Here is a 22,612-nt window from a genome sequence, read left to right on the forward strand (position 1 = left end):
CCGAAATGGCGGCCTGCGGCAAGTGCAACCGGATCGCTGGAGCTTATGACATTCTTTCAGTTTGTCCTGGCGGCCATTCTGATGTCCGCGCTGCCGGCCCATGGGGCGGACCGCATCATCTATCTCACCTTCGACGACGGCCCGCTGAACGGCACCAGCAACATCCTCGACGTGCTGCAGGCACAGCAGGTTCCGGCAACACTGTTCATGGTCGGCATGCATGCCGAGGCCAGTGCGTCCACCAAGGCGCTGGTGCGGCGCGCCAAGGCGATGCCGCTGGTGACGATCGGCAACCACAGCTACAGCCACGCCTATAATCACTACCGGCACTTCTATGGCGATACGGAAGGGGTGGTTGCAGACATGCTCATGGCGAATGCCGTGCTGGGCCTGAAGCCTGCGGTGCATGCACGACTGCCGGGGCGCGATGTGTTCCGGCTGCCCTCTATGTCAAAGGACGACAACTCGCTCGGACCCGCGCAAGCCGGCCGCGAGGACCCCGACTACGAGTTCGTCGCCGCTTCCGGCTTCTATCTGTATGGCTGGGATCATGAATGGGTGCACAAGGACAACGGCGAGCCGGTGCAGAGCGTCGATCATCTGGTCAGCGAGATCGATCATCTGTTCGGCTATGGCCACTTCGACAAGCCCGGCAGGCTGATCCTCTTGATGCATGACGAGATGTTCCAGGACGGTTTTGACGGCAAGACGAAGCTTGCCGACCTGGTCACCGCGCTGAAGTTGCGCCATTACGCCTTCGGAGCGATCCCGAATTATGAAAACTGAGCCGATGGTTCGGTATTCCTAGCTTTCGACATTGTCGCGTAGCGCCGCCAGTACCTGCGCAAACTCCGCCAGGCGCTCGTCGGGCAGCCCTGTGCGAAGCCGCCTGTCGAAGGCAAGCGCGGCCTGCCGCAACGTCTCGAACAGCGCTTCTCCCGCTTGCGTCAGTTCGACCTGATGGACCCGGCGGTTGACGGGATCGCGGCGGCGAGTCAGCAGGCCCTGCGCTTCCATCGCATTGAGGTGGTGGGTCAGCGTCGCCCCCTGGATGCCGATCATGCCGGCAAGTTCGCGCTGATTGGCGAGCTCGCTCGACTTGACCGACAGCAGCGTGAGCCAGACCGGCAAGGTGCCGCCCGCTTCGACCAAAGCGGCGTCGAAGGCCTGGGCGACAAGTTTGGCGGTGCGGCCGAGGTTCATGCCGATTGGCGGGCGTTCAAAGGGCGTCATTGCCGGACACTAGACGGTGTTTTTCCCAGATGGAACTGACTCCCGCTTTATACATTGACATCTAACTGTTAGATATCTAATTGTTAGATACCCCCCACAGATGAGAGGAGAGCCGTCATGGAATATGTCTACATCGTCGTCATCGGTCTTCACGTCATGACAGGGGTGTTCTGGGCCGGCACCACCATCACGCTTGCCCGCGATCCGGAGATCAAGGCGGAACGCTTCATCCAGCCGCAGATGGGCGCGGCCGGTATGGTTTTCCTGACCGGGGCGCTGCTGTGGTATTTCTTCCATGGCGCCTATTTCGGCTCGATGGAAATGGTGCTGGCGCTCGGCATACTGGCGGCTTTCGCCGCCGCCGGCGTGCTCGGCGCCATGGTCAGGGCGCCCAGCCGGCGGCTTGCCGGCGCCAATGCGGAAATCGAAACGCAACTGCGGGCCAGAATGGCCCTGGGCGAACGCATCGCTGCGTGGCTGCTGGTGGTCACGGTGCTGTGCATGGCGATCGCCAGGATGGTCTGAGCACCGTCCACGCCAAAAAGCTCCGAGATCGCACGTTGCCCGGCGATGAGCCAGTGACGTGCGGGCGCGCGGCCAGGCCGGCATACATGGGCTCTCGTATGCAGGTCCGACCGCGCGCCACCAACACCACAAATTGCGCCAGCCCGAGCTGGCCTTGCATCAGAACCGCAAGCCGAACCTGATGCCGTCATAGATGGCGGCGTGAATGTTACGCGAAGCGACCGCATCGCCGATGCGCAACAGCACGAAGCCTGCTTCGGGGTTGCGTGCCGGGAAAATGTCGCCGCCGGCGACCAGACGTTCATAGTCGATCGCGCCGCCATTCTTCGAAAGCGGCTTCAGGCTGAGGTAAAGATCGTCGAGCGGCGCCGTGCCGTGCTCGACCACCACCTGGTCGACCCTACGTTCCCCGCGCCAGCCGTCGGCAAAGTCCGAAGCGAGTTCGGCGACCAGTTGGTTGCCCTCGCGCCGCACCGAGCGCAGGCGCGTGTTGATGGTGATGGTGACGCCTTTCACCTGGAAAGCGCGCATATACGGCACGTGGTTCATGCCGCCCATTTCGGGGGCGAAGAAACGCTCCGGCGAGACCAGCTCCAGCCTCGCACCGCTGTTGGCGATCAACTCGGCCGCCCCCATGCCCTGATGGCCGCCATTGTCGTCAAAGAGCAGAACGTTTTCGGCCGGCTTGACGCTGCCGGCCATGATGTCCCAGCTCGACGTGACGAGATTGTCGCCGCTCGTCAACGGCGGGTTCTGCGGCAGGCCGCCGGTGGCGACGACCACAACATCGGGCGCCAGTGCCAGAACATCGTCCTTTTCCGCCCAGGTGTCGTAGCGGATCTCGACGCCGAGCCGATCGAGTTCGGCCAGCCGCCAGTCGATGATGCCGATCAGCTCCTTGCGGCGCGGATTCTGCGTTGCCAGACGGACCTGGCCACCCGCTTGCGAGGATGCCTCCAGGATCGTGACCTGGTGGCCGCGCTCGGCTGCGACACGCGCCGCCTCCAGTCCGCCGGCCCCAGCACCGACGACGACGACTTTCCGCTTCGGCCCTTCGGTCTTGACGATGATGTGCGGAATCTCGGCCTCGCGGCCGGTCGCCGCGTTGTGAACGCAGAGCGCCTCGCCGCCTTCATAGATGCGATCCAGACAATAGGTGGCGCCGACACAGGGGCGGATCTCGTGCTCGCGGCCTTCCATCACCTTCCTGATGATGTGCGGATCGGCAATATGCGCACGGGTCATGCCGACCATGTCGAGCTTGCCGGTGGCGATCGCATGGCGCGCGGTGGCGACATCGGAGATGCGCGCCGCATGAAAGGTCGGGAACTTTGTCGCCGCCCTCACCTCGCCGGCAAAATCGAGATGCGGCGAAGACCGCATGCCGGTCACCGGAATAACCTTGGTCAATGCCGCGTCGCTCTCGATCGAACCGCGGATGATGTTGAGGAAATCGACCTTGCCGGAGCCGGCCAGCCGCCTGGCGATCTCGACGCCTTCCTCCTTCGACAGGCCTTGCGGAAAATCCTCGTCGGCGACCATGCGGATGCCGACGACGAACTTTTCGCCGACCGCCGCGCGCACCGCATCCAGCACCATGTTGGTGAAGCGCAGGCGATTGTCGAGCGAGCCGCCATACTCGTCATCGCGATGATTGGTGGCCGGCGACCAGAAGCCATCCATCAAGTGGCCGTAGGCCTCGAACTCTATGCCGTCGAGGCCGGCGGCCTGACAGCGCTGCGCAGCCGACGCATAGTCGGCAACGATGCGTTCGATGTCCCAGTCCTCGATGGTTTTTGGGAAAGCGCGGTGCGCCGGCTCGCGCACCGGCGAGGCCGAGAGCACCGGCAGCCAGTCGGCCTTGTTCCAGCCGGTTCGGCGGCCAAGATGGGTGATCTGGATCATCACCTTGCAGTCATGCTCGTGGCAGGCATCGGCGAGTTCGGCCAGCCACGGCACGATGCGGTCATCATAGACATGCAGATTGCCGAAGGCCGCTGGACTGTCGCGCGAAACGATGGCCGAGCCGGCGGTCATGGTCAGCGCCATGCCACCCCTGGCCTTCTCGGCATGGTAGAGCCGATAGCGTTGTTTCGGCATACCGTCCTCGGAATAGGCCGGCTCGTGGCTGGTCGACATCACCCGGTTCTTCAGCGTCAAATGCTTGAGCTGGTAGGGCTGAAGAAGCGGGTCGTTGCTGGTCATCGTCTTCCTGCGGTTTCAAATTGCGCTGGAGCAGGTGCTGCAGCATTCCCTAATTTAAGCATCGGATTCGTCTGAAAACCGCTGCGCATGTTTCGGTCCGATGCTAATGAGCGGAAAATTCGAAGGAACCCTGCCCATGATCGATACCAAAACCCTTACCCAGCTCGGCGCGCACGTCGAGACGCCACAGAGCCCCGAAGCAGCGGTCCTGGAAACCGTGCCGTTTTCGCGCGGCGACGGCCCGCCGGCGATCGTGCGCTTCACCTGCCCGGAGTTCACCTCGCTGTGCCCGGTGACCGGCCAGCCGGATTTCGCCCATATCGTCATCGACTACGCACCCGATGCGGCTTTGGTGGAATCGAAGTCGCTGAAGCTGTTCATGACCTCGTTTCGCAACCACGGTGCCTTCCATGAGGATTGTACCGTCATGATCGGCCGCCGCATCGTGGCAGCAACCAAGCCGCTGTGGTTGCGCATAGGCGGCTATTGGTATCCGCGCGGCGGCATTCCGATCGACGTTTTCTGGCAGACCGGCACTCCACCTGAAGGCGCCTGGCTGCCGGACACGGGCGTCGCCCCCTATCGCGGGCGCGGCTGAGCCCCTCATTCGCACTGATATTGGCTGAGCGCCCATTCGCCGGTCACCGACAGAAGATCGGAAATCTTCCAGTCACCGGCTACCTTCTTGAGCTTCCATTCGAGACGGTGCTGGTGACCTTCGACAACGAACGCGACGACCACCTTGGCCTCGTCGTCGTTGACGGCCTCGACCGTACGCAGACTCCGGTCGACGGCGAGCTTGTCGTAGTCGGCGTTGTCGAGTGCCATGTTGGGGTCGAGGCATTCGCCCTCACCCGAAGCGCGCAGCGCGTCACTCTTGTCGAGCACGGTTTTCGCTGGATCGATGAAGTTCTTGCGTTGGGCTGGATCGAGTTCCAGCCCGGGATGTTCGTAAAAGGGCTTCACCACTGCCGTCGGCGATCCCGGCAGAACGGGCGCCGCCGGCGGCAACTCGACCGGCTTTTCCTGCGGCGCCGGCGTTGCGGCAGGAGGCGTAGCGGTGCTGTCTGGAGGCTGGCCGCCGGCGGACGGCGCGTTCGGCGGCGGTGAGCCGAACAGACCTTGAGCGGCTGCGGCGCAGGTCAAAACGCACACGATCACCAGGGCCATAAGACGGGCCATCGCATCACTCCAGGCTTCGAAAGGTCATGCGTTCAGGCCGGCGGAATGTCCAGCCTTTGGTCGTCGAAACCTAGTCACAAAGATGCAGAATTTGAGGAAGCCAACAAGCACTTCGAGGCGAACGGTTCGCGCGGCTGCCCGCGCCAACCGTTCAAGAACAATCGTTTCAGCGGAACTATCGGCAGATCATCGGCGAATCATCGGCAACGCAAACGACGCCAATGCCTGCCGGCACCAAGAAACCTACAGCCATGTCTGGCTGGCGGGTTTGCGTATATTGTGCCAGTACCCTTGCAGGTTCCGTCAACAAGGAAGACCGTCTCTTGAACTATCTAGACGCCTTGGGGCTAACCCATGAAACGCTTCGGCCGGCCAACTATTGCGAGATCGGCTGCAGACTGGGCTATAGCCTGGCTCTGTCAAGAGTTCCGGCCATAGGCATAGATCCCGACTACGAGATCAAGGTCGCGTTGACCGCCCCCACGCGGTTGTTCAACACCACCAGCGACAGTTTCTTCGCACGCGACGACGTGGCGCAAATTCTCGGGGCACCCATCGATTTGGCGTTCATCGACGGGTTGCATCTTGTCGAATTCGCACTGCGCGATTTCATGAATCTGGAGAAGCATGCCAGCCCAGACAGCGTCATTGTCATTAATGACCTGCTGCCGCAGCACATGGATTACGCGTCACGGCAACGCAATACAACGATCTGGACTGGCGATGTCTATCGCCTGATACCTATTCTTCGCCACTACCGGCCCGATCTGGACATTCGGGTTTATGATGTCGACATGAAGGGTTTCGGCCTGGTGACCCGGCTCGATCCGTCGTCGGACGTGCTCACCGCCAACTATGGCGCCATCGAAGCCGACATACTGGCTGGGAAGTGGTCATTTCCTAGCGTCGCAGCCATCCGCGACCACATGCAACCACGCGCCACGGATCTGTTGGCTAACGATCTTGGGATCATCGCGGCACTGCGCGCGACCAAGGCTTCGATGCAATCGGACCGGCGCGTGGTGCCAGCATTGTCGCAGCGCAGGCCGCGCCTCTCGGTCATCATCTGTGCCTACGAGATGGCGCGCGAGGCACCCCGCACGATCCTGTCCGCGACCGCTCCCTATCAGAAGGGACTGAGGTCGGATGAATACGAAGTCATCGTCGTCGACAACGGCTCAAGCACGCCGCTCACATACGAAAATCTGCCACCAAATGCGCAAATCGTAAGAGCACCAGACCCCAGGCAATCCCCGGTGTTTGCTCTGAATTGGGCTGCGCGCGAAATCGCCAAGGGGGAGATTTTGTTGTTTGCCATCGATGGTGCCCGCATATTCTCCGAACGACTGATCGATGAGAGTGTAAAAGCTCATGGCAGGATGGAGGATGCCTTTGTGTTCTCGCTGTCCTGGCACATTGGTCCCAAGGTGCAGATGCAGTCGGTGCCGGAAGGATATGGGGCGGAGATCGAAGATGGATTGATCCGTGCCGTGCGCTGGCCCGACGAGTCGGACGGGCTGTTCGGGATTTCGGTATTTGCCGGCTCCTCAAGCAGTGGTTTCTTCGGCGGCATCACGGAAAGCAATTCTTTCTCGATAAGCCGCACATTGTTCGACCGACATGGCGGCTTCGACGAACGTTTCACGTCCCCAGGCGGCGGCTTGGCAAATCTCGAGATATTTCGTCGCTACGTGACGCGCCCTGACGCGCGCAATGTCTGCCTGCTCAGCGAGGGGACGTTTCACCAGGTCCATGATTCCGTGGCGACCTCGGGCAAAAACAGGTGGGAGGCTTTTGCCAGCGAATACGAGGCAATCTTTGGCGGTCCCTATCTCAGGCCTTCATATCATTGCTTTTATCAGGGAAAGCCGCGCGCCGGTATGGTTCCATTTATCCTGCAATCGCTTCAGGGTTGATTGCCGGTCGCCGGCGAAACGCGATCGATCGGGTTTCAAGATGTTGCTTGCGGCCAGGCAGCCTGAAGGCTGCCAGCGCGGCGCCATGCAACACCGACACCGCGTGGCTAGCTGAAGCACGCCCAAAGTCCGTGGAAAGCTTGGTCTTCAGGTCTTACTGCATTCCACCGGACAGCGAGCACGGCCCGGTGGAATGGTGTGTCATGCAACAGAGCGCTTATTGCAGCGGTGCGCCTCCAGGTCCAGGGAATGCCGTCAGCGGCGTGCCATCCGAGACATTTCCGGAAATCATGTTGTTCTTGAAAGACTGCACCACACCCGATCCGCTAGAGCCGACACCGGTCACGTTGGCGAACACGGTCGATCCGCCAAGAGTGACGATCGAACTGCCGGCGCCGCTGGCAGCCGCACCATTGGCATTCACGCCCACGCCGGCATTGGACGACACCGTCGTATTTGTTACCGTGGCGCGGACCTGGGAGGCTGCGGCAACCGTCTTCACGGTCACGCCGTTGCCGCCGTTCCCGCTGACCAGGCTCGCTGTCAACGCCATATTTATGGCCAGGGTGTCACCCGTGCCATCGACGGTGATGCCGGCGCCGTTGTTTGTGACCTCCGTTCGCGTGAACGCAGCATTTATCCCAACGGCGCCAGTCGTCTTGATCAGGATGCCATTCGTGGCTGCCTCGGATATCCGGGTATTGCTGATATAGATTTCGGTGGGTCCGTTCGGCGCGACTTCCACGCCCTGGCCAGTGACCCGCTGGATGATCGAATCCTCGATATGCAGTTGGCCCTGACCAAGGAAGCGTACGCCATTTAGGCCTGTGCCTACGCCATCGATATCCAGCCCCCTGAGATGCACAACGCTTCCAGCCGGAGCGTTGACAATGACACCATTGGTTCCGGCGGAGAGAACCCCGCCTTCCGTATAGACACAGTCGATCGTAATCGACTTGGTGATTGTCACCGTACCGAAGCCACCGGGATCGAGGCAGTTGATCTCCCCGCTGACGGCCGTCTTCGAGATCGCGCCGGCAAAGGTCTTGCAAGGCGCCGTGCGGCTGCACGGATTGGCGTCGTCGCCGACGCCGGAAACCCAGGTCCGGGTCGCTTGAGCGGAAGCCGGCGTGGCGATCACCGCCGTCGCCAAGGCGAGAAACAGCGAAGATAATAGGTAGCCCAGAATTTTCATGATCATTCCCCCTAAATGGAACAAGAGATTCGTTCACAACCAAGCGGAGGAAGTCTAGCGCTTCGCCTCGTCAAAAGCAACGTGACGTCAAAACCGGATTGCTGATTTGAATTTCTCGTGCGCGTGGCGATCCGCCAAGCTACACGACCGCCATCATGCCATTGTTACATCGCCTTCACACTACATTCGAAGCGCTTGGCGTTCCACGAAATTTAGAAAACTTCACGCCCCGGGGATGCCGAGCGGCGACACGAAACCGTCGATTCGACACCCGCAGGAACGGCCAAGGCCCATGGCATCACTCCGGATCTTGGCCCGCCATGCATTCGAGCTGGCTCAGCGTCCAGTCGCTGGTCTTCGAAGCAATGTCCGATACCTTCCACTTGCCGTCGACCTTCTGCAATGACCAGCGCATTTCGCGTTGCGAATCGTCACCGTCCGAAAACAGCCTGAAGCTTGCCACCACTTGTGCCGTGTCGCCATCCACCGTTTCGGACAATTTCAGGGTCTTGGAGACCGTCTTCTGGTCGAAATCCTGCGCATCAAGACCGGGATCGAAGTCGATGCAGGCGACCTGGTCGGGATTCTTCCTGGTCGCCTGGTCGTTGAGATCGAACAGTCTCGTCACCGGCGCGGTGAAGCGATCCCGATATTGTGCATCGGCCTCGAATTTGACCGCCGGAACATAGAAGAACTTCACGGCGTCCGACGCCGGTCCGGCGAAGGCGGCCGCGGGTAAGGCTATCGCGAGGGCGGCAAGGAGCACTGTCCGTCTCATGCAGAATCTCCGGCTTTTGATGGCTTGACGCAATCAACACCAAGCATCCTGCATACCGGCTTTTTTGCCGCTCATGAAGCCCCTGCCCGGCCTCCTTTCAGCCGTCGAGCCAGACGTTCTGGAGGTCCATCTCGAAGGTCTGGTGGACGCCGTAGTTCTTCACCTTCTTGCTGGTGTGGCTGTAGAGCTTCTGCCAGAACGGCTGGATGATGACTCCGGAGTCCTGCAGGATCTGCTCGACATCCTTCATTACCTCCTTGCGCTTGGCGACGTCGATCAGCGAGAGCGCCTGTTTGAGCTTGGCGTCGAAATCGGGATTGGAATAGGCCGACTCATTCCACGCCTCGCCGCTGCGATAACCCAGCGCCAGCACCTGGACGCCGAGCGGACGCATGTACCAGATGGTCATCGAATAAGGATATTTCGTCCAGTCGTTCCAGAAGGTCGACCCCGGCAGCACCGTGCGCTTCACCTTGATGCCGGCATCGCGCAATTGACCGGCGATCGCGTCGCCGGTGTTCTTCTGCCAATCGTCCTCGATGGTGATCAGTTCGTGCTCGAAGTCGGCCTGACCGGCTTCCGCCATCAGTTTCTTGGCACCGGCGGCGTCACGTTCCTTTTTTGGCAGGGGATAATATTCCGGATGGATCTGGCTGACATGATGGTTCTCGCCGACCGTGCCGCGCCCGGCATAGCCGAGCTGCAAGACGGCATTGTTGTCGACGGCCATCTGCAGAGCGTTGCGCACCCGCTTGTCGTCATAGGGCTTGTGCGTGATGTTGGTGCGGGCAACTAGTGTCGTTGCCGTCGCAACCTCGGATTTCTGCAGGCCCATCTTGTCGAGAATGTCGATGAAATCGGCCGGGCTCTCGAAATTGAGGTCGATCTCGCCGGAATCGAAAGCGTTCACCGTGGCATTGAAGTCGGTGCCGTAGTCGACGAATTCGACGCCGTCGAGAGGCGCCTCGCCACCCCACCATTTGCCGTTCTCGCGGCGCTTCACCACCGCCTTCTGGCCGACATCGTAAGAGACGAGTTCGAACGGACCCGTGCCGATCGGCTTCTTGACCGGATCGGCGCCGTCGCCATCGAAGTTGCGGTGGACGACGAGCGCGGGATAATCGGTGAAGTTCGGGATCAGCGAAATGTCGGGTTCGCTAAGCTTCAGCTTGATGGTGTGGTCGTCGACCTTGGTGATCGCGCCGTCCCTCGCCTTGCCGGTTTTTGCGTCGATCAGCGCGCCGACGCGTGCGGCCATCGAATTGCCGGCGACGCCTTTCTCGCACCAGCGCGCCAGATTGTGGGCGACGTCATCGGCATTGAAGGCATCGCCATTGTTCCAGGTGATGTCCTTGCGCACATGCAGGACATATTCGGTGGCGTCGTCGTTGATATCCCAGCTTTCGAGCAGCACCGGCTCGAAGGTGAATTGCCTGGTGTAGCGCACCAGCGGCTCCAGCCAGCTGCGCGAAATGTTGGCCAGTTCCACCCAGTCGTAGGTGCGCGGGTCCTTCTGCGCCTTGACCGACATCGAGACGCGCAGCGTGCCGCCCTTCTTCGGCTCCTCGGCCTGGGCCTGTCGCGGCACGGCAAGACCGATCATGCCATAGGCGAGAGCCGTCGACGCACCGAAGGCGCTTGCCAGCGCCAGGAACTCACGCCGGTCCATGCGGCCGGCACGCGCCTCCTGCGCCATGGCCTCGATAGCGCTGGGGACGCGATCGCCGTTGCTTGTGAAAAGTGTCATTTTCTTCCTCCCTTATGGTCCCCGTCGGGTCTTCGCCCTTTGCGTCAACTCACCGTATCCGGCAGTTTCTCCTCGCGCCGCGCGATCAAATCCCTGAGACCCTCGGCAATGCCCTCGTCGAGCTTCGGCTCCTCGTAATCGGCGAGCATGTTGCGCGCCTTCTCGCGGCCGCGCGTGTCGTGGTCCTTCGCCCCTTCGGCATTCCATTGTTCGTAGGAGTTGAAGTCCATGATCGAGGGCATGAAGAAGGCGGACTCGAAATGTTCGAGCGTGTGCTGGGTGCCGAGGAAATGGCCTTGCGGTCCGACCTCGCGGATCGCCGCCATGGCCTCCTTGAAATCGTCGAAGGACACCCCCCCGGCGTATTTGTACCAACCGACGAGCTGCTCGCAGTCCGTCGCGAATTTCGAATAGCCGCAAGTCAGGCCGGCTTCCAGCCAGCCGGCGGAATGCCAGATGTAGTTGGCGCCGGACAGGATGGCGGCATGCATGAGCATGTTCGATTCGTAACCCGCCTGAGCGTCGTTCAGCTTCGAGCCGACATGGAATCCCGAGGTGCGCCACGGCAGCCGGTATTTCCGAGCCAGCGCGCCCATAAGATACATCATCTGGGCGGCCTCCGGGGTGCCGCCCATCGGCGCGCCGGTCTTCATGTCGACCGTGACCATGAACTGGCCGTATATTTGCGGCGAGCCTGGGCGGATGAGCTGGGTCAGCGCCACGCCGGCAAGCGCCTCGGCATTGACCTGCGCCACCGCGCCGACGGCAGAAGCCGAGGTCGAAGCGCCGCACAGCGCGAAAGGCGCCAGGATCAGCGGCTGGTTGTGGCTCGCGTAGACCCGCATGGCGTCGATCATGGTGGCGTCCCATACCAGCGGCGAATTGCAGTTGGTGATTGCCACCAGCACAGGGTTGTCGCGTACGAACGCCTCGCCGAAGACGATGCCAGCCATCGCCATCGTATCCTCGGCGCGCTCCTTCGACGTCACTATGCCCATGAACGGCTTGTCGGAATGCTTCAGCGCCGAGTGGATGATGTGCAGATGCCGTTTCGGCACCGCGATTTCCATCGGCTCGCAGATGACCGAGCTCGAGGAATGCAGCGCCGGCGCCATGTAGGCCATTTTGTGGAAATTGTTGAGGTCGGCGAGCGTGCCATAGCGCCTGACATTGTCGAGGTCGCGGACGTAGGGCGCGCCATACATCGGCACGAAAATCGAGTTCTTGCCGCCGACGCGCACGGTGCGCTCGGGGTTGCGTGCATTGAGCGTGAACTCCGACGGAACCTTCGAGACGAGCTCCATCAGCAGCGCGCGGTCGATGCGGACACGCGTCTCCCTGACGTCGGCACCGGCCGCCTTCCAGAGTTCGATCGCGCCGTCGTCGCGGAATTCGCAGCCCACCTCCTCGAGGATCTTGAGCGATTCCTCGTGGATCAGTTCCACCGCCTCGTCAGGCACAATCTCATAGACGGGGATGTTGCGCACCAAGGTCGGAAAGGAAGCGATCGGCGCGCTTCTGAGCGCCTTGCGGCCAACACGGCCACCGCCGCGGCGGTGGGTCTGTTCGGTCAATTCGACGGCCGGTACGTTCATGGAGCCTCCTTCTTCCGGCCACCACGTTAGCGACCCGAAATATGGCTGTGACGCTGGAAAATCCTGATCTTCTGTATAAGCTGTGCTTATGCGAAGCCTGCGCCACCTCCTGCCCTCCGCCGGCAGCCTGATCGTCTTCGAGGCGGCCGGCCGGCTGTCGAGCTTCACCGCCGCCGGGCGCGAGCTCGGCATGACGCAGGCAGCCGTCTCCTACGCGGTGCGGGGGCTGGAAGAGCAGCTCGGCGCCAAGCTGTTCCAGCGCCGCCACCGGCAGGTCAGCCTGACCGAAGCCGGCGAACGCTTCCACGCCGATGTCTCGCTGGGGCTGTCGCATATCCGCAAGTCGGCCGAGGATCTGCGCCTGCAGGCGACCGGCGGCCACGTGACGCTCGCCGCATCGACCGCCTTCGGCTCGTTCTGGATGATGCCGCGCCTGCAGCAGTTCCGTGACGAATTGCCGGGCATCGACCTGCGCATCCAGACCGCCGACCGCGACCTCGACATCATCGCCGAAGGCATCCCGCTCGCCGTGCGCGGCGGCGAGCCCCGGGACTGGCCGGACTACCATTCGTTGCCGCTTGCCGATGAGGAGATCTTCCCCGTCGCCGGCACCAGCTACCTGGCCAAGTTCGGCATGCCGAAGACCGTCGGGGAATTGGCCAAGCACCGTCTCATCCATCTGGAGGAGCCGTATCGCGAGGCGGCGAGTTGGGACGAATGGTTCCAGTCGGCCGGCGGCAGCCTCGGCGACGCCGCGCGCGGCCTGCGCATCAATGATTATGGCCTGGTCATCCAGGGCGTGATGGAGGGGCAAGGCATTGCGCTCGGCTGGCGGCACCTTGCCGAGCGGCTGCTGGCGACGGGACTTCTGGTGCAGGTGACGGACCACGTGCTCAAGACCGGCAAGGCGTTCTACGTCGTGTGGCCGAAGAACCGGGAGCTCAGCGACAATGTCCGCAAGGTAAGAGACTGGCTGGCGGCGCAGGCATAAAGCCGTTTCACCGTTCCACCGCAGTTCGCCCTCGCCCGCACGACACGAATCCTCCTATACTGTCGCCATGCCCATTCGCCAGCTTTCCGAAACGATGATCAACCAGATCGCCGCCGGCGAAGTCATCGAGCGTCCGGCGAGCGTGGTCAAGGAACTGGTCGAGAATGCGCTCGATGCTGGCGCATCACGCATCGAAATCGTCACCTCAGCTGGCGGGCTGAACCTGATCCGCGTCACTGATGACGGTTCCGGCATCCCCGAGCCGGAGCTTTCGCTGGCGATCGCGCGCCACTGCACCTCCAAACTCGCCGAGGATATCAACGACATCCGCTCGCTCGGCTTTCGCGGCGAGGCGCTGCCGTCGATCGGCTCGGTATCGCGGCTGTCGATCCGCTCGCGCACGGCTTTGGGCGACAGCGCCGCCGAGATCGGCATAGAGGGCGGCCGCGTGCTGCCCGTCAGACCGGCGGCAGCCAACCGCGGCACAACCGTCGAGGTGCGCGATCTGTTCTTCGCCACGCCGGCGCGGCTCAAATTCATGAAGGGCGAGCGGGCTGAAAGCTCGGCGACCAGCGATGTCGTCAAACGCATCGCCATCGCCTTTCCGGCCGTGCGGTTCACGCTCGCCGGTTCCGACCGCTCGACCCTGGAATTGCCGGCGACCGATGACAGTCCGGAAGGCAGCCTGCGCCGCGTCGCCCAGGTGATGGGGGCGGAATTTCCCGACAATTCCATCGCCATCGACGCGATGCGCGAAGGCGTGCACCTGACCGGCCATGTGTCGATCCCGTCCTTCACCCGCGCCAACGCGCTGCAGCAATATGCCTATGTCAATGGCAGGCCGGTGCGTGACAAGCTGATCGCGGGCGCCATCCGCGGCGCCTTCGCCGATGTGCTGCCGCGCGACCGCCACGCGGTGACGGTGCTGTTTCTTTCGCTCGATCCGGCCATCGTCGACGTCAATGTCCACCCGGCCAAGGCCGATGTGCGCTTCCGCGATCCGGGCCTGGTGCGCGGGCTGATCGTCGGCGCCATCCGCCAGGCCCTGGCCGATGCCGGCATCCGCTCGGCCACGACGGGAGCCGCGGGCATGGTGGCGGCGTTCCGGCCCGGTGCCGCGCCTTACAATCATGGCGGCCCGGCCAATGGCCATCGCAGCTACGAAGCAGCATTCCATGCATCCGGCTCCGGTTTCGATCCCTCGCGCTCGCCGCAGCGGCCGCTGGACATGCAATTCGAAGGTGCGGGCTTCGAGCGCGCCGGCGAAAGGCATGGCGGGTTTGGCGAACCCGATCAGGCGGCGTTCGATACCGGCGCGCTTGCCAGTGCCGACGCGCGCGCCGGGCAGAGCGAGGCGGCCGAGACGCTGCTCGGCACGGTGCTCGGAGCGGCACGCGCGCAGGTGCATGAGAATTACATCGTTGCCCAGACCAGGGATTCGCTCGTCATCGTCGATCAGCACGCGGCGCATGAGCGGCTGGTTTACGAAGCGCTGAAGAACGCCCTGCATTCGCGCCCCGTGCCCTCGCAGATGCTGCTCCTGCCTGAGATCATCGACCTGCCGGAAGAGGATGCCGAGCGGTTGGCCATGCATGCCGAAACGCTCGCCCGCTTCGGCCTCGGCATCGAGCGTTTCGGTCCGGGTGCTGTTGCCGTGCGCGAGACGCCGTCGATGCTGGGCGAGACCAATGTCCGGCAATTGGTGCGCGATCTCGCCGACGAGATCGCCGACAACGACACCGTCGAGACACTCAAGGAAAGGCTGGACAAGATCGCCGCCACCATGGCCTGCCATGGCTCGGTGCGTTCAGGACGCCTGCTCAAGGCCGAGGAGATGAACGCGCTGCTGCGCCAGATGGAAGCGACGCCGGGATCCGGCACCTGCAACCATGGCCGCCCGACCTATATCGAGCTCAAGCTGGCGGATATCGAGCGGCTGTTCGGGCGGCGGTGATGAACACCAGGGACTCACTGCAGCAATTTGGCCTCGTGCCGAAAGATGAGGATTTGCCTCGCATTCGCGATCTCTTAGCGCATGAAGCCGATCGCGAGCGCAAAGGCGATGGACGGGAAGATGACTTGGCATTGCTCTGTTGTGTTCAGCTCTTCAGCAAAGCAATGGACGAAGACGTCCTGCGAATTTGGGACGCCAAGTCATCAGGTTTCGATCTGTTCAGCTCCCTGGATGTCCAATTTCTTTGCGGCAATGGTCTGCAAAACACCAAGAATTTCCTGATGAAGCAGTCTGGCGAGGTTGCCACAAAGGCGCTTGCCTATTTGAAAGAATGCGAGGCTGCCGGCGACTTCGAGGAATTTTCCGCGGCGGCTCACCTGGAGCACTATCGTGCTTACTTCGGAGTACCCGAGTGAGCGGTTTCCCAGTGGCGGTGAGTCTGTGAGCGGCGAGTTGACGGTCCGGTTCCAGGTCGAAGCCGTGGTGATCCACTGGAGGGGCCCTTCGCCATACTTCTTCGCGCCAATACCCGAGCAGCATGGGGAAGAGATCAAAAAAGTCGCGAAGTTCGCGACCTATGGCTGGGGGGTGATACCTGTCGAGGCGACCATTGACGACTTCATGTTCGGCACATCTCTGTTTCCCAAGGACGGAAGCTATCTTTTACCCCTGAAGGATGACGTCCGGCGCAAGTGCAATCTAACGGCAGGCGATTCGATTTCCGTCTCCATCACAATACGCCTTCGCGGCCGATAACGCGGCCCCGTGGGCCATCTTGTTGATGGGAACCGTCTCATGTCCTCGGGCGGTACTTCTCGGCCTTGCGGTCAAAGACATAACCTCCTCATACGCCGCACGGCCATCGCGGAAACTCACGGAGATGATATCCCTGCCCCGCTCCGTTTCTTCTGCACATTCCAGTAGATCGGCGTCATCAGCCTATGACGCGAGGCTCTCGTCCTGATTCGGGAAAGACAGCCAACCTTTGGTCTAGCGCTTCAAATTCACCACGATGACGCCGCCGAGTGCCAGCGCGCCGCCGAGGATGCCGAGCAGTGTCGGCACTTCGCCCAGCCAGAAGAAGCCGATCAGGGCAGACATCGGCGAAACCAGATAGAGGAAGTTCGAGGCTCGTGCGGCCGGCAGACGCGATAGCGCTGTTGCCCAGGCGGCATAGGCGATCAGGCTGGGCACGATGCCAAGAAAGATGACGGCGCCGAGACCGGCGGTGTTGGCGACGGCTGCCTGCGCAAAGCCGCTCGGCAGAAAGGGGGACAGACAAAGCGCTCCGAGCACCATGTTGGAGGCCGAGATGGTCAGCGGGTGATGGCGGGCAAATAGCGGCTTCTGGACGATGGTGTTGACGGCCGAACAGAGCGCGGAGCCAAGCACGAGCAGTGCGCCAGCATTGAAATGCAAGCCTTGTCCGTCTGCCATTGCTATGACGCCGATGCCGGCGAAGGATATCGCCGTGCCAGCCCAGGCCCACCTTGAAAAGCGTTCGCCCAGAAGCGCCATCGCCATGATGGCGGTGAAGATCGGGCTGACATTGATGATGAAGCCGGCGGCTCCAGCCGAGACGGTCAGCTCGCCGAAATTGAGCATGGCGGTGTAGAGCGCGACGAAAATTGCCCCGCCAAAGACGAGGCGCCACAACTCGTCGAGCCTGGGCAGCGCCGGACGCTTGACTGCAAGGAAGATCGCCGCCGGCACCGCGGCGATGGCAAAGCGCAGGGAGCCCAGTTCCAGCGGCCCGAAGGCGGCAAGGCCGGCGCGGATGGCCGGAAAAGCAGAGGCCCAGCCGACCACCGTCAGCGCCACGGCGATGGCGGCCGTGGTGTCCATCCGCTGTGTCTGATTCAACGTGCCCGTCATCGCGCTCATCTCACCGTCCTCATGCTGTTCCCGTCCTGGAGGCCACAAAACGCCTTTTCCCGCCTGTTGACAAACGACCAAATCGAGGATCACCTGTGACTATGGATCACAGCTCAGACACAATGGTGCCGCTCGAAACCCTGCGTGCCTTCGACGCGGCGGCACGAACCGGCAGTTTTTCCGCGGCCGCCGAAAAGCTCAACATCACCCACGGGGCCATCAGCCGTCAGATCGCCAAGCTCGAGGACTGGCTGGGCCTGAAAGTGTTCGATCGCGGCGCGCGCGGCGTGACGCTGACGATCGAAGGCAACCGGCTGCATCTGCGCACGTCGGAGGCTTTCGCGCTGATTTCGAGCCATTCCGACCGCTGGGTCGAGCCGCGCGGCACGGCGGTGGTGCGGCTGACCTCGATCCCCTCGGTCAGCGGGCTGTGGCTGATGCCGCGCATGGCGGCACTGGAGAACAATCCGACCAAGCTGCGCATCGTGCTCGATGTCGACATCCGCCAGGCCGACCTTGCCGATGAAGGCATCGATCTGTCGATCCGCTGTGGCCGTGGAGTCATTCCGGGCCGTGTTTCGGTGCAGCTGTTCGAGGAACATGTCTTCCCTGTCGCATCGACCGAGCTGGCACGGGACATCGGCCGCGGCGACCCGGCCCGGCTGCTCAAATTCCCGCTGATCAACGATTCCGACGCTTCCGGCTGGCGCGCCTGGTTCGCCGCGCAGGGCATGGACTATCGCCCGCGCCCGCAGGATCGCCGCTTCGAGGACTACAATCTGGTGCTCGATGCCGCCGCCTACGGGCTCGGCATTGCGCTGGCGCGTCCGCCGCTGACCGGACATCAGTTGCAGTCGGGCCGGATCACCGCGGTCGACGAGCGTACCGCGCTCAACCCGGTTTCCTATTGGCTCGACCGGCCGCTGGGGCGGCCGCGCACGGCGGCGGCCGACCTTGCCCGCCGCATCGCGCGGCAGGCCGGATTGGCGCCGGACAAGATCGAGGCGTTCATCGAAGCGGAGCGATAGGTCTCCCGGCCTATCTTCGATTCGTTCAGCGAAGCAGCAGCAGAACGAACCCGAACATCATTGTTGCCAGCAAACCGGTCATGATCGAAACAAAGCCGATTCTCACCAGCAGGCCCTCGGGATTGGGTACGGCGGCGGCGTGAGATTGATTGGCTGGCCTTCGCCGTCCCGACGACATCCCCATGGCGGCGTTTTGCGGCACCGGAACCTGCGACGGGATAAACGACAACAAGGACACCCCGGCAGCCCTGGCGGGCGCGTTGTCATTGGCCGTTGCCGAAGGCGGCACGGCGCCGCGCTGCGTTTCGGCTTCGGGCGCCGTTCTCCTCGCTACGGTCGTTGCCAACACCGCCTCGTCCCGTGTGTCGAGCTGGGCCTGATAGGCCTCGACGATGCCGGAAGAAGCAATCTGCTGCGATTTGACGGCCATCGGCGCCGCCGGCATCGCCAGCAAAGCGGGCGCCGTGCGTTGCGCGAACAAAGAGGGCGCGGCGGGCTGGACCAGTTCCCTGACCAGCGCCGTCCTGACCGGATCGGCCTTCGCCGACGGCACGGGTTGCGGCGTCATCGCCTCCTTGAGCAAGGAAGCCAGGCGGGCGGAAGAAATATCCATCATGCCCCCGATAAAAGCGCTTTTCGCACCTGTCCTAGTGCCTCAGCATTGTCCGAGGCTTGTCGCAAGCTTGACCCGGCCGCGGATTTGTGGCGATGAAATCTGTATGACACTTGGCACCACCGCATGATGAACCGTTTCGAAGGCCCGGGCGGCAAGGAAGCCCGCATCCGCTATCTCGATGGCGATTTCCAGGTCACCAGTCCCGGCTCGTTCGTGCGCTGTGCGGTGACCGGGGAAAACATCCCCCTGGACGAGCTGAAATACTGGAGCGTCGCCAGGCAGGAGCCCTACGTCAACGCCACCGCTTCGCTGCGCCGCGAAATCGAGATGCATCCGGAGCTGCGCAAGCGTAGCTAGCTTCTCAGCCTGCGCTGCCGCCAGGCATCGAGCGTTTCCTCGATGATGCGCTCGGGCACATGGTCGAGATCGAAAACCGTGTCGATTTCCAGCACCTCGAGCCTGTCGAGAAAGTCCTGCGAGGCGCCGTGGCGCAACCGGGCGGCGTCCTTGGCCGTGGTGATGAGCCCCAGCCCTTCGGCGCGCGCCGTCACCGCCAGTTCGCCGAGTTCGTCCTCGGCGTAGAAATGATGGTCCGGAAAGGGTTTTGAGAGGACCACCTCACCGCCGGCCTCGCGCACCGTGTCGAAGAATTTGTCGGGATGGCCGATGCCGGCGAAGGCCAGGAACCGCTTGCCGGCAAGCCCGGTCTTGCTGCGGGGCTCCGTGTGCGCCTCGAAGATTGGCCGGCCGGCACGCGCCGCCTGGCGCACCACGGCATCGGCGGCGGTGCCCTCGCCCATCTTCAACAGCCCGCTGGTGAAGACCAGTTGGTCAACGATCTTTGCCCTGAGCGGGCCGCCCGGAATGACGCGGCCATTGCCGATGCCGTAGCGGGCGTCGACGACGATCAGCGCATAGTCGATATGGATGCGCGCGCTCTGAAAGCCATCATCCATGATCAGGAAATCGCAGCCATGCTTTGCCAAGAGCAGCCGGGCGCCGGCGGCGCGGTTCGGCGTCACCGCGACCGGGGCGTGTTCGGCCAGCAGCAGCGGCTCGTCGCCGACATGCTTGGCGGCATCGTGATTGATATCGACGACATGCGGTTCGGCGAACGAACCGCCATGGCCGCGCGACAGGAAGCCGGGCTTCAGCCGCATGCGCTTGGCCTGTTGGGCGAGCGCGATGGCGACCGGTGTCTTGCCGGTGCCGCCAACGGTGAAATTGCCGACGCACAGGACCGGTGCCTCGATCTTCTCACGCCTGGCCCGCCGCATGCCGCGGCCGGCAACGAGCGCATAGACGGCCGACAGCGGCGACAGCGCCAGGACTTTCCAGTCCGGCTCTTCCCACCAGAATGGTGGTGCTTCGGAGGCCACGCTAGCGCCCGTTGGCGCCCTTCAGGCGCGACTTGACGACCAGCGGCTGGATATAGGGTTCGAGCGATTTCAGCGTGCGCGCCAGCGCGCCGCGCATCTCGTCGACGGTCGCCACACCGGCCGCCATCATCTCATGGCGCGCCACTTCGTTGGTCAAAAGGAAGTTGACGGCCCCGGCCAGCATGTCGCGATCGCGCACCAGCTTGGCGCCGCCGCTGTCGATCAGGCGCTGATAGGCCTCGCGGAAATTCTGCACATTGCGGCCGGCCAGAACCGCTGTGTCGAGCATGGCCGGCTCGAGCGGATTCTGCCCGCCCTCGGAGGTCAGCGAGCGGCCGACGAAAGCGATTTCGGTCAACCGGAGATAGAGCCCCATCTCGCCGATCGTGTCGCCGAGCAGGATATCGGTGTCGGGCCCGATACGGTCGCCCTTGCTGCGGCGCGCGACCTTCAGCCCCATGCCGGAAATCTGCGCGGCAAGGCTTTCGGCGCGATCAGGATGGCGCGGAACGACGATCGTCAACAGACCATGGTGACGCTTGTGCAGCATCGCATGGACTTCCGCTGCCACCACTTCCTCGCCGTCATGGGTCGAGATCGCCGCCCAGGTCGGGCGGCCGCCGACCTGCCGCTGCAAGCCGGCCAGCACCCGTTCGTCGACGGGCGGCGGGTTGGTGTCGACCTTGAGGTTGCCCGACACCGTGACCGGCCGGGCGCCAAGCACGCGAAAACGCTCGCCGTCGACATCGGACTGGGCAACGACATGGGCGAGATTCTCGAACAGCGCCTCGGCGATGTTGGCGCGCTTCTTCCACGAGGTGAAAGAGCGGTCGGACAGCCTGCCATTGACCAGCACCTGCGGCACGTGGCGCGCGCCAAGCTCGAGGATGGTCATCGGCCAGATCTCGGATTCAGCGATGATCGCAAGGTCCGGCTGCCAGTGATCGAGGAACCGGCTGACCGCCGGCTTGAGGTCGAGCGGCACATATTGGTGGATGATGCGGTCGCCGAGCCGCTCGTCGGCGACCTGGGCCGATGTCACCGTGCCGGTCGTCAGCACGATGTTGACGCCATAATCGAGAATGCTCTCGACCAGCGGCACCACGGCCAGGGTCTCGCCGACGCTCGCGGCGTGGATCCAGATCACGGGCCCTTCGGGGCGCGGGCGGCCGGCGACGCCATAGCGCTCGCGGCGACGGTGGCGGTCTTCCTTGCCGCGCGAGGTGCGCCAGGCGACATAGGGCCCGACCAGCGGATAGGCCGCGGCACCGGCGAAACGGTATGCGGTCAGCATGGCGCGCGCCCAGCGACCGCTCATCGCCGGCCATCCACGAGACGATAAGCCTCTGCCGTCGCGGCATTGAGCGCGGTGGTGATTTCCTGGCGCTTGCGCTCCATTTCGGCGTCATCGGCGTCGGCCGCGACAAAGATCGGCGCGCCGATGGTCACGGCGGACCGGCCGAAAGGCAGGTTGATGGTGGTCTTGTCCCAGCTCTTTTCCAGCACCTTGCGGCGGCTGGTGGCGATGGCGACAGGCAGCAGCGGCCGGCCCGAGAGGCGCGCCAGGAGAACGATACCGAGCCCTGCGTCGCGCGGCGTGCCATGCGGAATGTCTGCGATCATGGCGACGTTCTTGCCGGCGGTGAGCGACTTTTTGAGGGCAATCAGGGCCTTGGCGCCACCCTTGTCGAGATGGCGGGCATTGTCGCGCCCGCCGGACCCGCGCACCGCCTCGATGCCGAATTTCTCCAGCATCAGCGCGTTGAGCTCGGCATCGGCGCTGCGCGACACCATGGCGACCAGCGGCTTGCGCTTGGGGTAGTAGGCCGGCGTCAAAAGATGCTGGCCGTGCCACAGGGCGATGATGCCGGGCTCGAATTCGGCATAGGCGCCGCCCGCAAAGCGCGCCGATCCGGCGACCAGGGGGCTGGTCAGGCGAACCAGCCGTACGAACTGCGCGAGCAGGCTGGCAATGGCGTTCTTGACGAATCGTGACTGCGCGAGCGGTTCGCGCACCTTGCGCCAGAACGTTTTGGTCGCGCGGCTGCCGCCCCTGCGAGTCGGCGCGGTGTCGCTGGCTGGCCCTTTCGCCAGGTCATGCTCCATCGAAGTCAACCGGCAGCCTTGTTGTCGGGGTCAAGCAGACGGTGCAGATGAACGACGAAATAACGCATATGGGCATTGTCCACGCTGGCTTGCGCCTTGGCCTTCCACGCCGTGTGCGCGGATTGATAATCGGGATAGATACCGACAATGTCGAGCCCGTCGAGATCGCGGAACTCGGTGCTCCCAAGCTTCTTCAGTTCGCCGCCGAACACCAGATGCAAAAGCTGTTTCTTCCCGTCTTCCGCGGTCATGTCGGTCCTTCACATATTGTGAGTTTGTGACAGGTC

At 63.0% G+C, this 22,612-nt stretch carries 23 protein-coding genes; 10 read left to right on the plus strand and 13 right to left on the minus strand.

Going from position 1 to position 22,612, the window contains the following annotated elements; genetic code table 11:
- The first annotated feature begins 45 nt into the window (after positions 1–45).
- Complete coding sequence (locus FJV80_RS11560) at positions 46–786, plus strand: polysaccharide deacetylase family protein (RefSeq protein WP_142876411.1); 741 nt, start codon at positions 46–48, stop codon at positions 784–786.
- A gap of 18 nt (positions 787–804) precedes the next feature.
- On the opposite strand, the gene FJV80_RS11565 is transcribed toward FJV80_RS11560, so the two are convergent.
- Complete coding sequence (locus FJV80_RS11565; RefSeq protein ID WP_095788389.1) at positions 805–1,233, minus strand: MarR family winged helix-turn-helix transcriptional regulator; 429 nt, start codon at positions 1,231–1,233, stop codon at positions 805–807.
- Positions 1,234–1,350: 117 nt separating this feature from the next.
- Here FJV80_RS11565 and FJV80_RS11570 point away from each other — a divergent pair, with 117 nt between their 5' ends.
- A complete protein-coding gene (locus FJV80_RS11570; protein WP_095788388.1) occupies positions 1,351–1,758 on the plus strand; it encodes a hypothetical protein in 408 nt (135 codons plus the stop codon).
- A gap of 159 nt (positions 1,759–1,917) precedes the next feature.
- On the opposite strand, the gene FJV80_RS11575 is transcribed toward FJV80_RS11570, so the two are convergent.
- A complete protein-coding gene (locus FJV80_RS11575; RefSeq protein WP_142876412.1) occupies positions 1,918–3,963 on the minus strand; it encodes an NADH:flavin oxidoreductase in 2,046 nt (681 codons plus the stop codon).
- 136 nt (positions 3,964–4,099) lie between these two features.
- Here FJV80_RS11575 and queF point away from each other — a divergent pair, with 136 nt between their 5' ends.
- On the plus strand, positions 4,100–4,561 hold the full coding sequence (queF, locus tag FJV80_RS11580; RefSeq protein WP_095770908.1) for a preQ(1) synthase: 462 nt from the start codon (positions 4,100–4,102) through the stop codon (positions 4,559–4,561).
- Positions 4,562–4,566: 5 nt separating this feature from the next.
- On the opposite strand, the gene FJV80_RS11585 is transcribed toward queF, so the two are convergent.
- Entirely contained in the window at positions 4,567–5,145 is a 579-nt protein-coding gene (locus FJV80_RS11585) for a hypothetical protein (protein ID WP_095770516.1), read from the minus strand.
- A 323-nt stretch (positions 5,146–5,468) separates the two neighbouring features.
- Here FJV80_RS11585 and FJV80_RS11590 point away from each other — a divergent pair, with 323 nt between their 5' ends.
- Positions 5,469–7,061 carry a class I SAM-dependent methyltransferase gene (locus FJV80_RS11590; RefSeq protein WP_179301004.1) on the plus strand — a complete coding sequence of 531 codons (1,593 nt, stop codon included), beginning with the start codon at positions 5,469–5,471 and terminating at the stop codon, positions 7,059–7,061.
- A 217-nt stretch (positions 7,062–7,278) separates the two neighbouring features.
- On the opposite strand, the gene FJV80_RS11595 is transcribed toward FJV80_RS11590, so the two are convergent.
- From FJV80_RS11595 to FJV80_RS11610, 4 genes are all read right to left on the minus strand, one after another.
- Positions 7,279–8,262 (minus strand): right-handed parallel beta-helix repeat-containing protein, encoded by a 984-nt coding sequence (locus tag FJV80_RS11595; RefSeq protein WP_179296316.1) that lies wholly within the window; start codon positions 8,260–8,262, stop codon positions 7,279–7,281.
- A gap of 292 nt (positions 8,263–8,554) precedes the next feature.
- A complete protein-coding gene (locus FJV80_RS11600) occupies positions 8,555–9,034 on the minus strand; it encodes a DUF3828 domain-containing protein (RefSeq protein ID WP_095770518.1) in 480 nt (159 codons plus the stop codon).
- Positions 9,035–9,131: 97 nt separating this feature from the next.
- Positions 9,132–10,781: an ABC transporter substrate-binding protein gene (locus tag FJV80_RS11605; RefSeq protein WP_142876414.1), complete on the minus strand. Its 1,650-nt coding sequence runs from the start codon at positions 10,779–10,781 to the stop codon at positions 9,132–9,134.
- 44 nt (positions 10,782–10,825) lie between these two features.
- Positions 10,826–12,376: a trimethylamine methyltransferase family protein gene (locus FJV80_RS11610; protein WP_095770520.1), complete on the minus strand. Its 1,551-nt coding sequence runs from the start codon at positions 12,374–12,376 to the stop codon at positions 10,826–10,828.
- A gap of 88 nt (positions 12,377–12,464) precedes the next feature.
- Between FJV80_RS11610 and FJV80_RS11615 the strand changes: the two genes are divergently transcribed.
- The 4 genes from FJV80_RS11615 (at position 12,465) to FJV80_RS11630 (ending at position 16,077) form a co-directional block, all read left to right on the plus strand.
- Positions 12,465–13,367 carry a LysR substrate-binding domain-containing protein gene (locus FJV80_RS11615; RefSeq protein WP_095788381.1) on the plus strand — a complete coding sequence of 301 codons (903 nt, stop codon included), beginning with the start codon at positions 12,465–12,467 and terminating at the stop codon, positions 13,365–13,367.
- A 67-nt stretch (positions 13,368–13,434) separates the two neighbouring features.
- Positions 13,435–15,321 carry a DNA mismatch repair endonuclease MutL gene (mutL, locus tag FJV80_RS11620; RefSeq protein ID WP_142876415.1) on the plus strand — a complete coding sequence of 629 codons (1,887 nt, stop codon included), beginning with the start codon at positions 13,435–13,437 and terminating at the stop codon, positions 15,319–15,321.
- On the plus strand, positions 15,321–15,737 hold the full coding sequence (locus tag FJV80_RS11625; RefSeq protein WP_142876416.1) for a hypothetical protein: 417 nt from the start codon (positions 15,321–15,323) through the stop codon (positions 15,735–15,737). The genes mutL and FJV80_RS11625 overlap by 1 nt, the downstream gene beginning before the upstream one ends.
- A gap of 25 nt (positions 15,738–15,762) precedes the next feature.
- Entirely contained in the window at positions 15,763–16,077 is a 315-nt protein-coding gene (locus tag FJV80_RS11630; protein ID WP_142876417.1) for a DUF1905 domain-containing protein, read from the plus strand.
- Between the two features lie 234 nt (positions 16,078–16,311).
- On the opposite strand, the gene FJV80_RS11635 is transcribed toward FJV80_RS11630, so the two are convergent.
- Entirely contained in the window at positions 16,312–17,205 is an 894-nt protein-coding gene (locus FJV80_RS11635; protein ID WP_095770524.1) for a DMT family transporter, read from the minus strand.
- Positions 17,206–17,297: 92 nt separating this feature from the next.
- On the opposite strand from FJV80_RS11635, the gene FJV80_RS11640 reads away from it, so the two are divergent.
- Positions 17,298–18,224 carry a LysR family transcriptional regulator gene (locus tag FJV80_RS11640; protein ID WP_142876418.1) on the plus strand — a complete coding sequence of 309 codons (927 nt, stop codon included), beginning with the start codon at positions 17,298–17,300 and terminating at the stop codon, positions 18,222–18,224.
- Between the two features lie 25 nt (positions 18,225–18,249).
- Here FJV80_RS11640 and FJV80_RS11645 read toward each other — a convergent pair whose 3' ends face one another.
- On the minus strand, positions 18,250–18,792 hold the full coding sequence (locus FJV80_RS11645) for a hypothetical protein (protein ID WP_246688947.1): 543 nt from the start codon (positions 18,790–18,792) through the stop codon (positions 18,250–18,252).
- A gap of 171 nt (positions 18,793–18,963) precedes the next feature.
- Between FJV80_RS11645 and FJV80_RS11650 the strand changes: the two genes are divergently transcribed.
- Positions 18,964–19,197: a DUF2093 domain-containing protein gene (locus tag FJV80_RS11650; protein WP_095770527.1), complete on the plus strand. Its 234-nt coding sequence runs from the start codon at positions 18,964–18,966 to the stop codon at positions 19,195–19,197.
- Here the strand turns inward: FJV80_RS11650 and lpxK are convergent.
- From lpxK to FJV80_RS11670, 4 genes are read right to left on the minus strand one after another with little or no spacing between them, the layout of a single operon-like run.
- On the minus strand, positions 19,194–20,219 hold the full coding sequence (gene lpxK, locus FJV80_RS11655; protein ID WP_142876420.1) for a tetraacyldisaccharide 4'-kinase: 1,026 nt from the start codon (positions 20,217–20,219) through the stop codon (positions 19,194–19,196). The two genes, FJV80_RS11650 and lpxK, sit on opposite strands and share 4 nt — an antisense overlap.
- A 1-nt stretch (position 20,220) precedes the next feature.
- The gene (gene waaA, locus FJV80_RS11660) at positions 20,221–21,537 is read right to left on the minus strand and encodes a lipid IV(A) 3-deoxy-D-manno-octulosonic acid transferase (protein ID WP_095770529.1); all 1,317 of its coding nucleotides are present in this window, start codon (positions 21,535–21,537) and stop codon (positions 20,221–20,223) included.
- Positions 21,534–22,325, minus strand: a complete 792-nt coding sequence (locus FJV80_RS11665; RefSeq protein ID WP_095770530.1) for a lysophospholipid acyltransferase family protein — start codon at positions 22,323–22,325, stop codon at positions 21,534–21,536. The genes waaA and FJV80_RS11665 overlap by 4 nt, the downstream gene beginning before the upstream one ends.
- A 5-nt stretch (positions 22,326–22,330) precedes the next feature.
- Positions 22,331–22,576, minus strand: coding sequence for a DUF4170 domain-containing protein (locus FJV80_RS11670; protein ID WP_095770531.1), 246 nt, complete (start codon positions 22,574–22,576; stop codon positions 22,331–22,333).
- Positions 22,577–22,612 lie beyond the last annotated feature (36 nt).

Origin of the sequence: Mesorhizobium sp. WSM4310 (assembly GCF_007003935.1) — a bacterium.
In the GTDB taxonomy this organism is placed as follows: domain Bacteria; phylum Pseudomonadota; class Alphaproteobacteria; order Rhizobiales; family Rhizobiaceae; genus Mesorhizobium.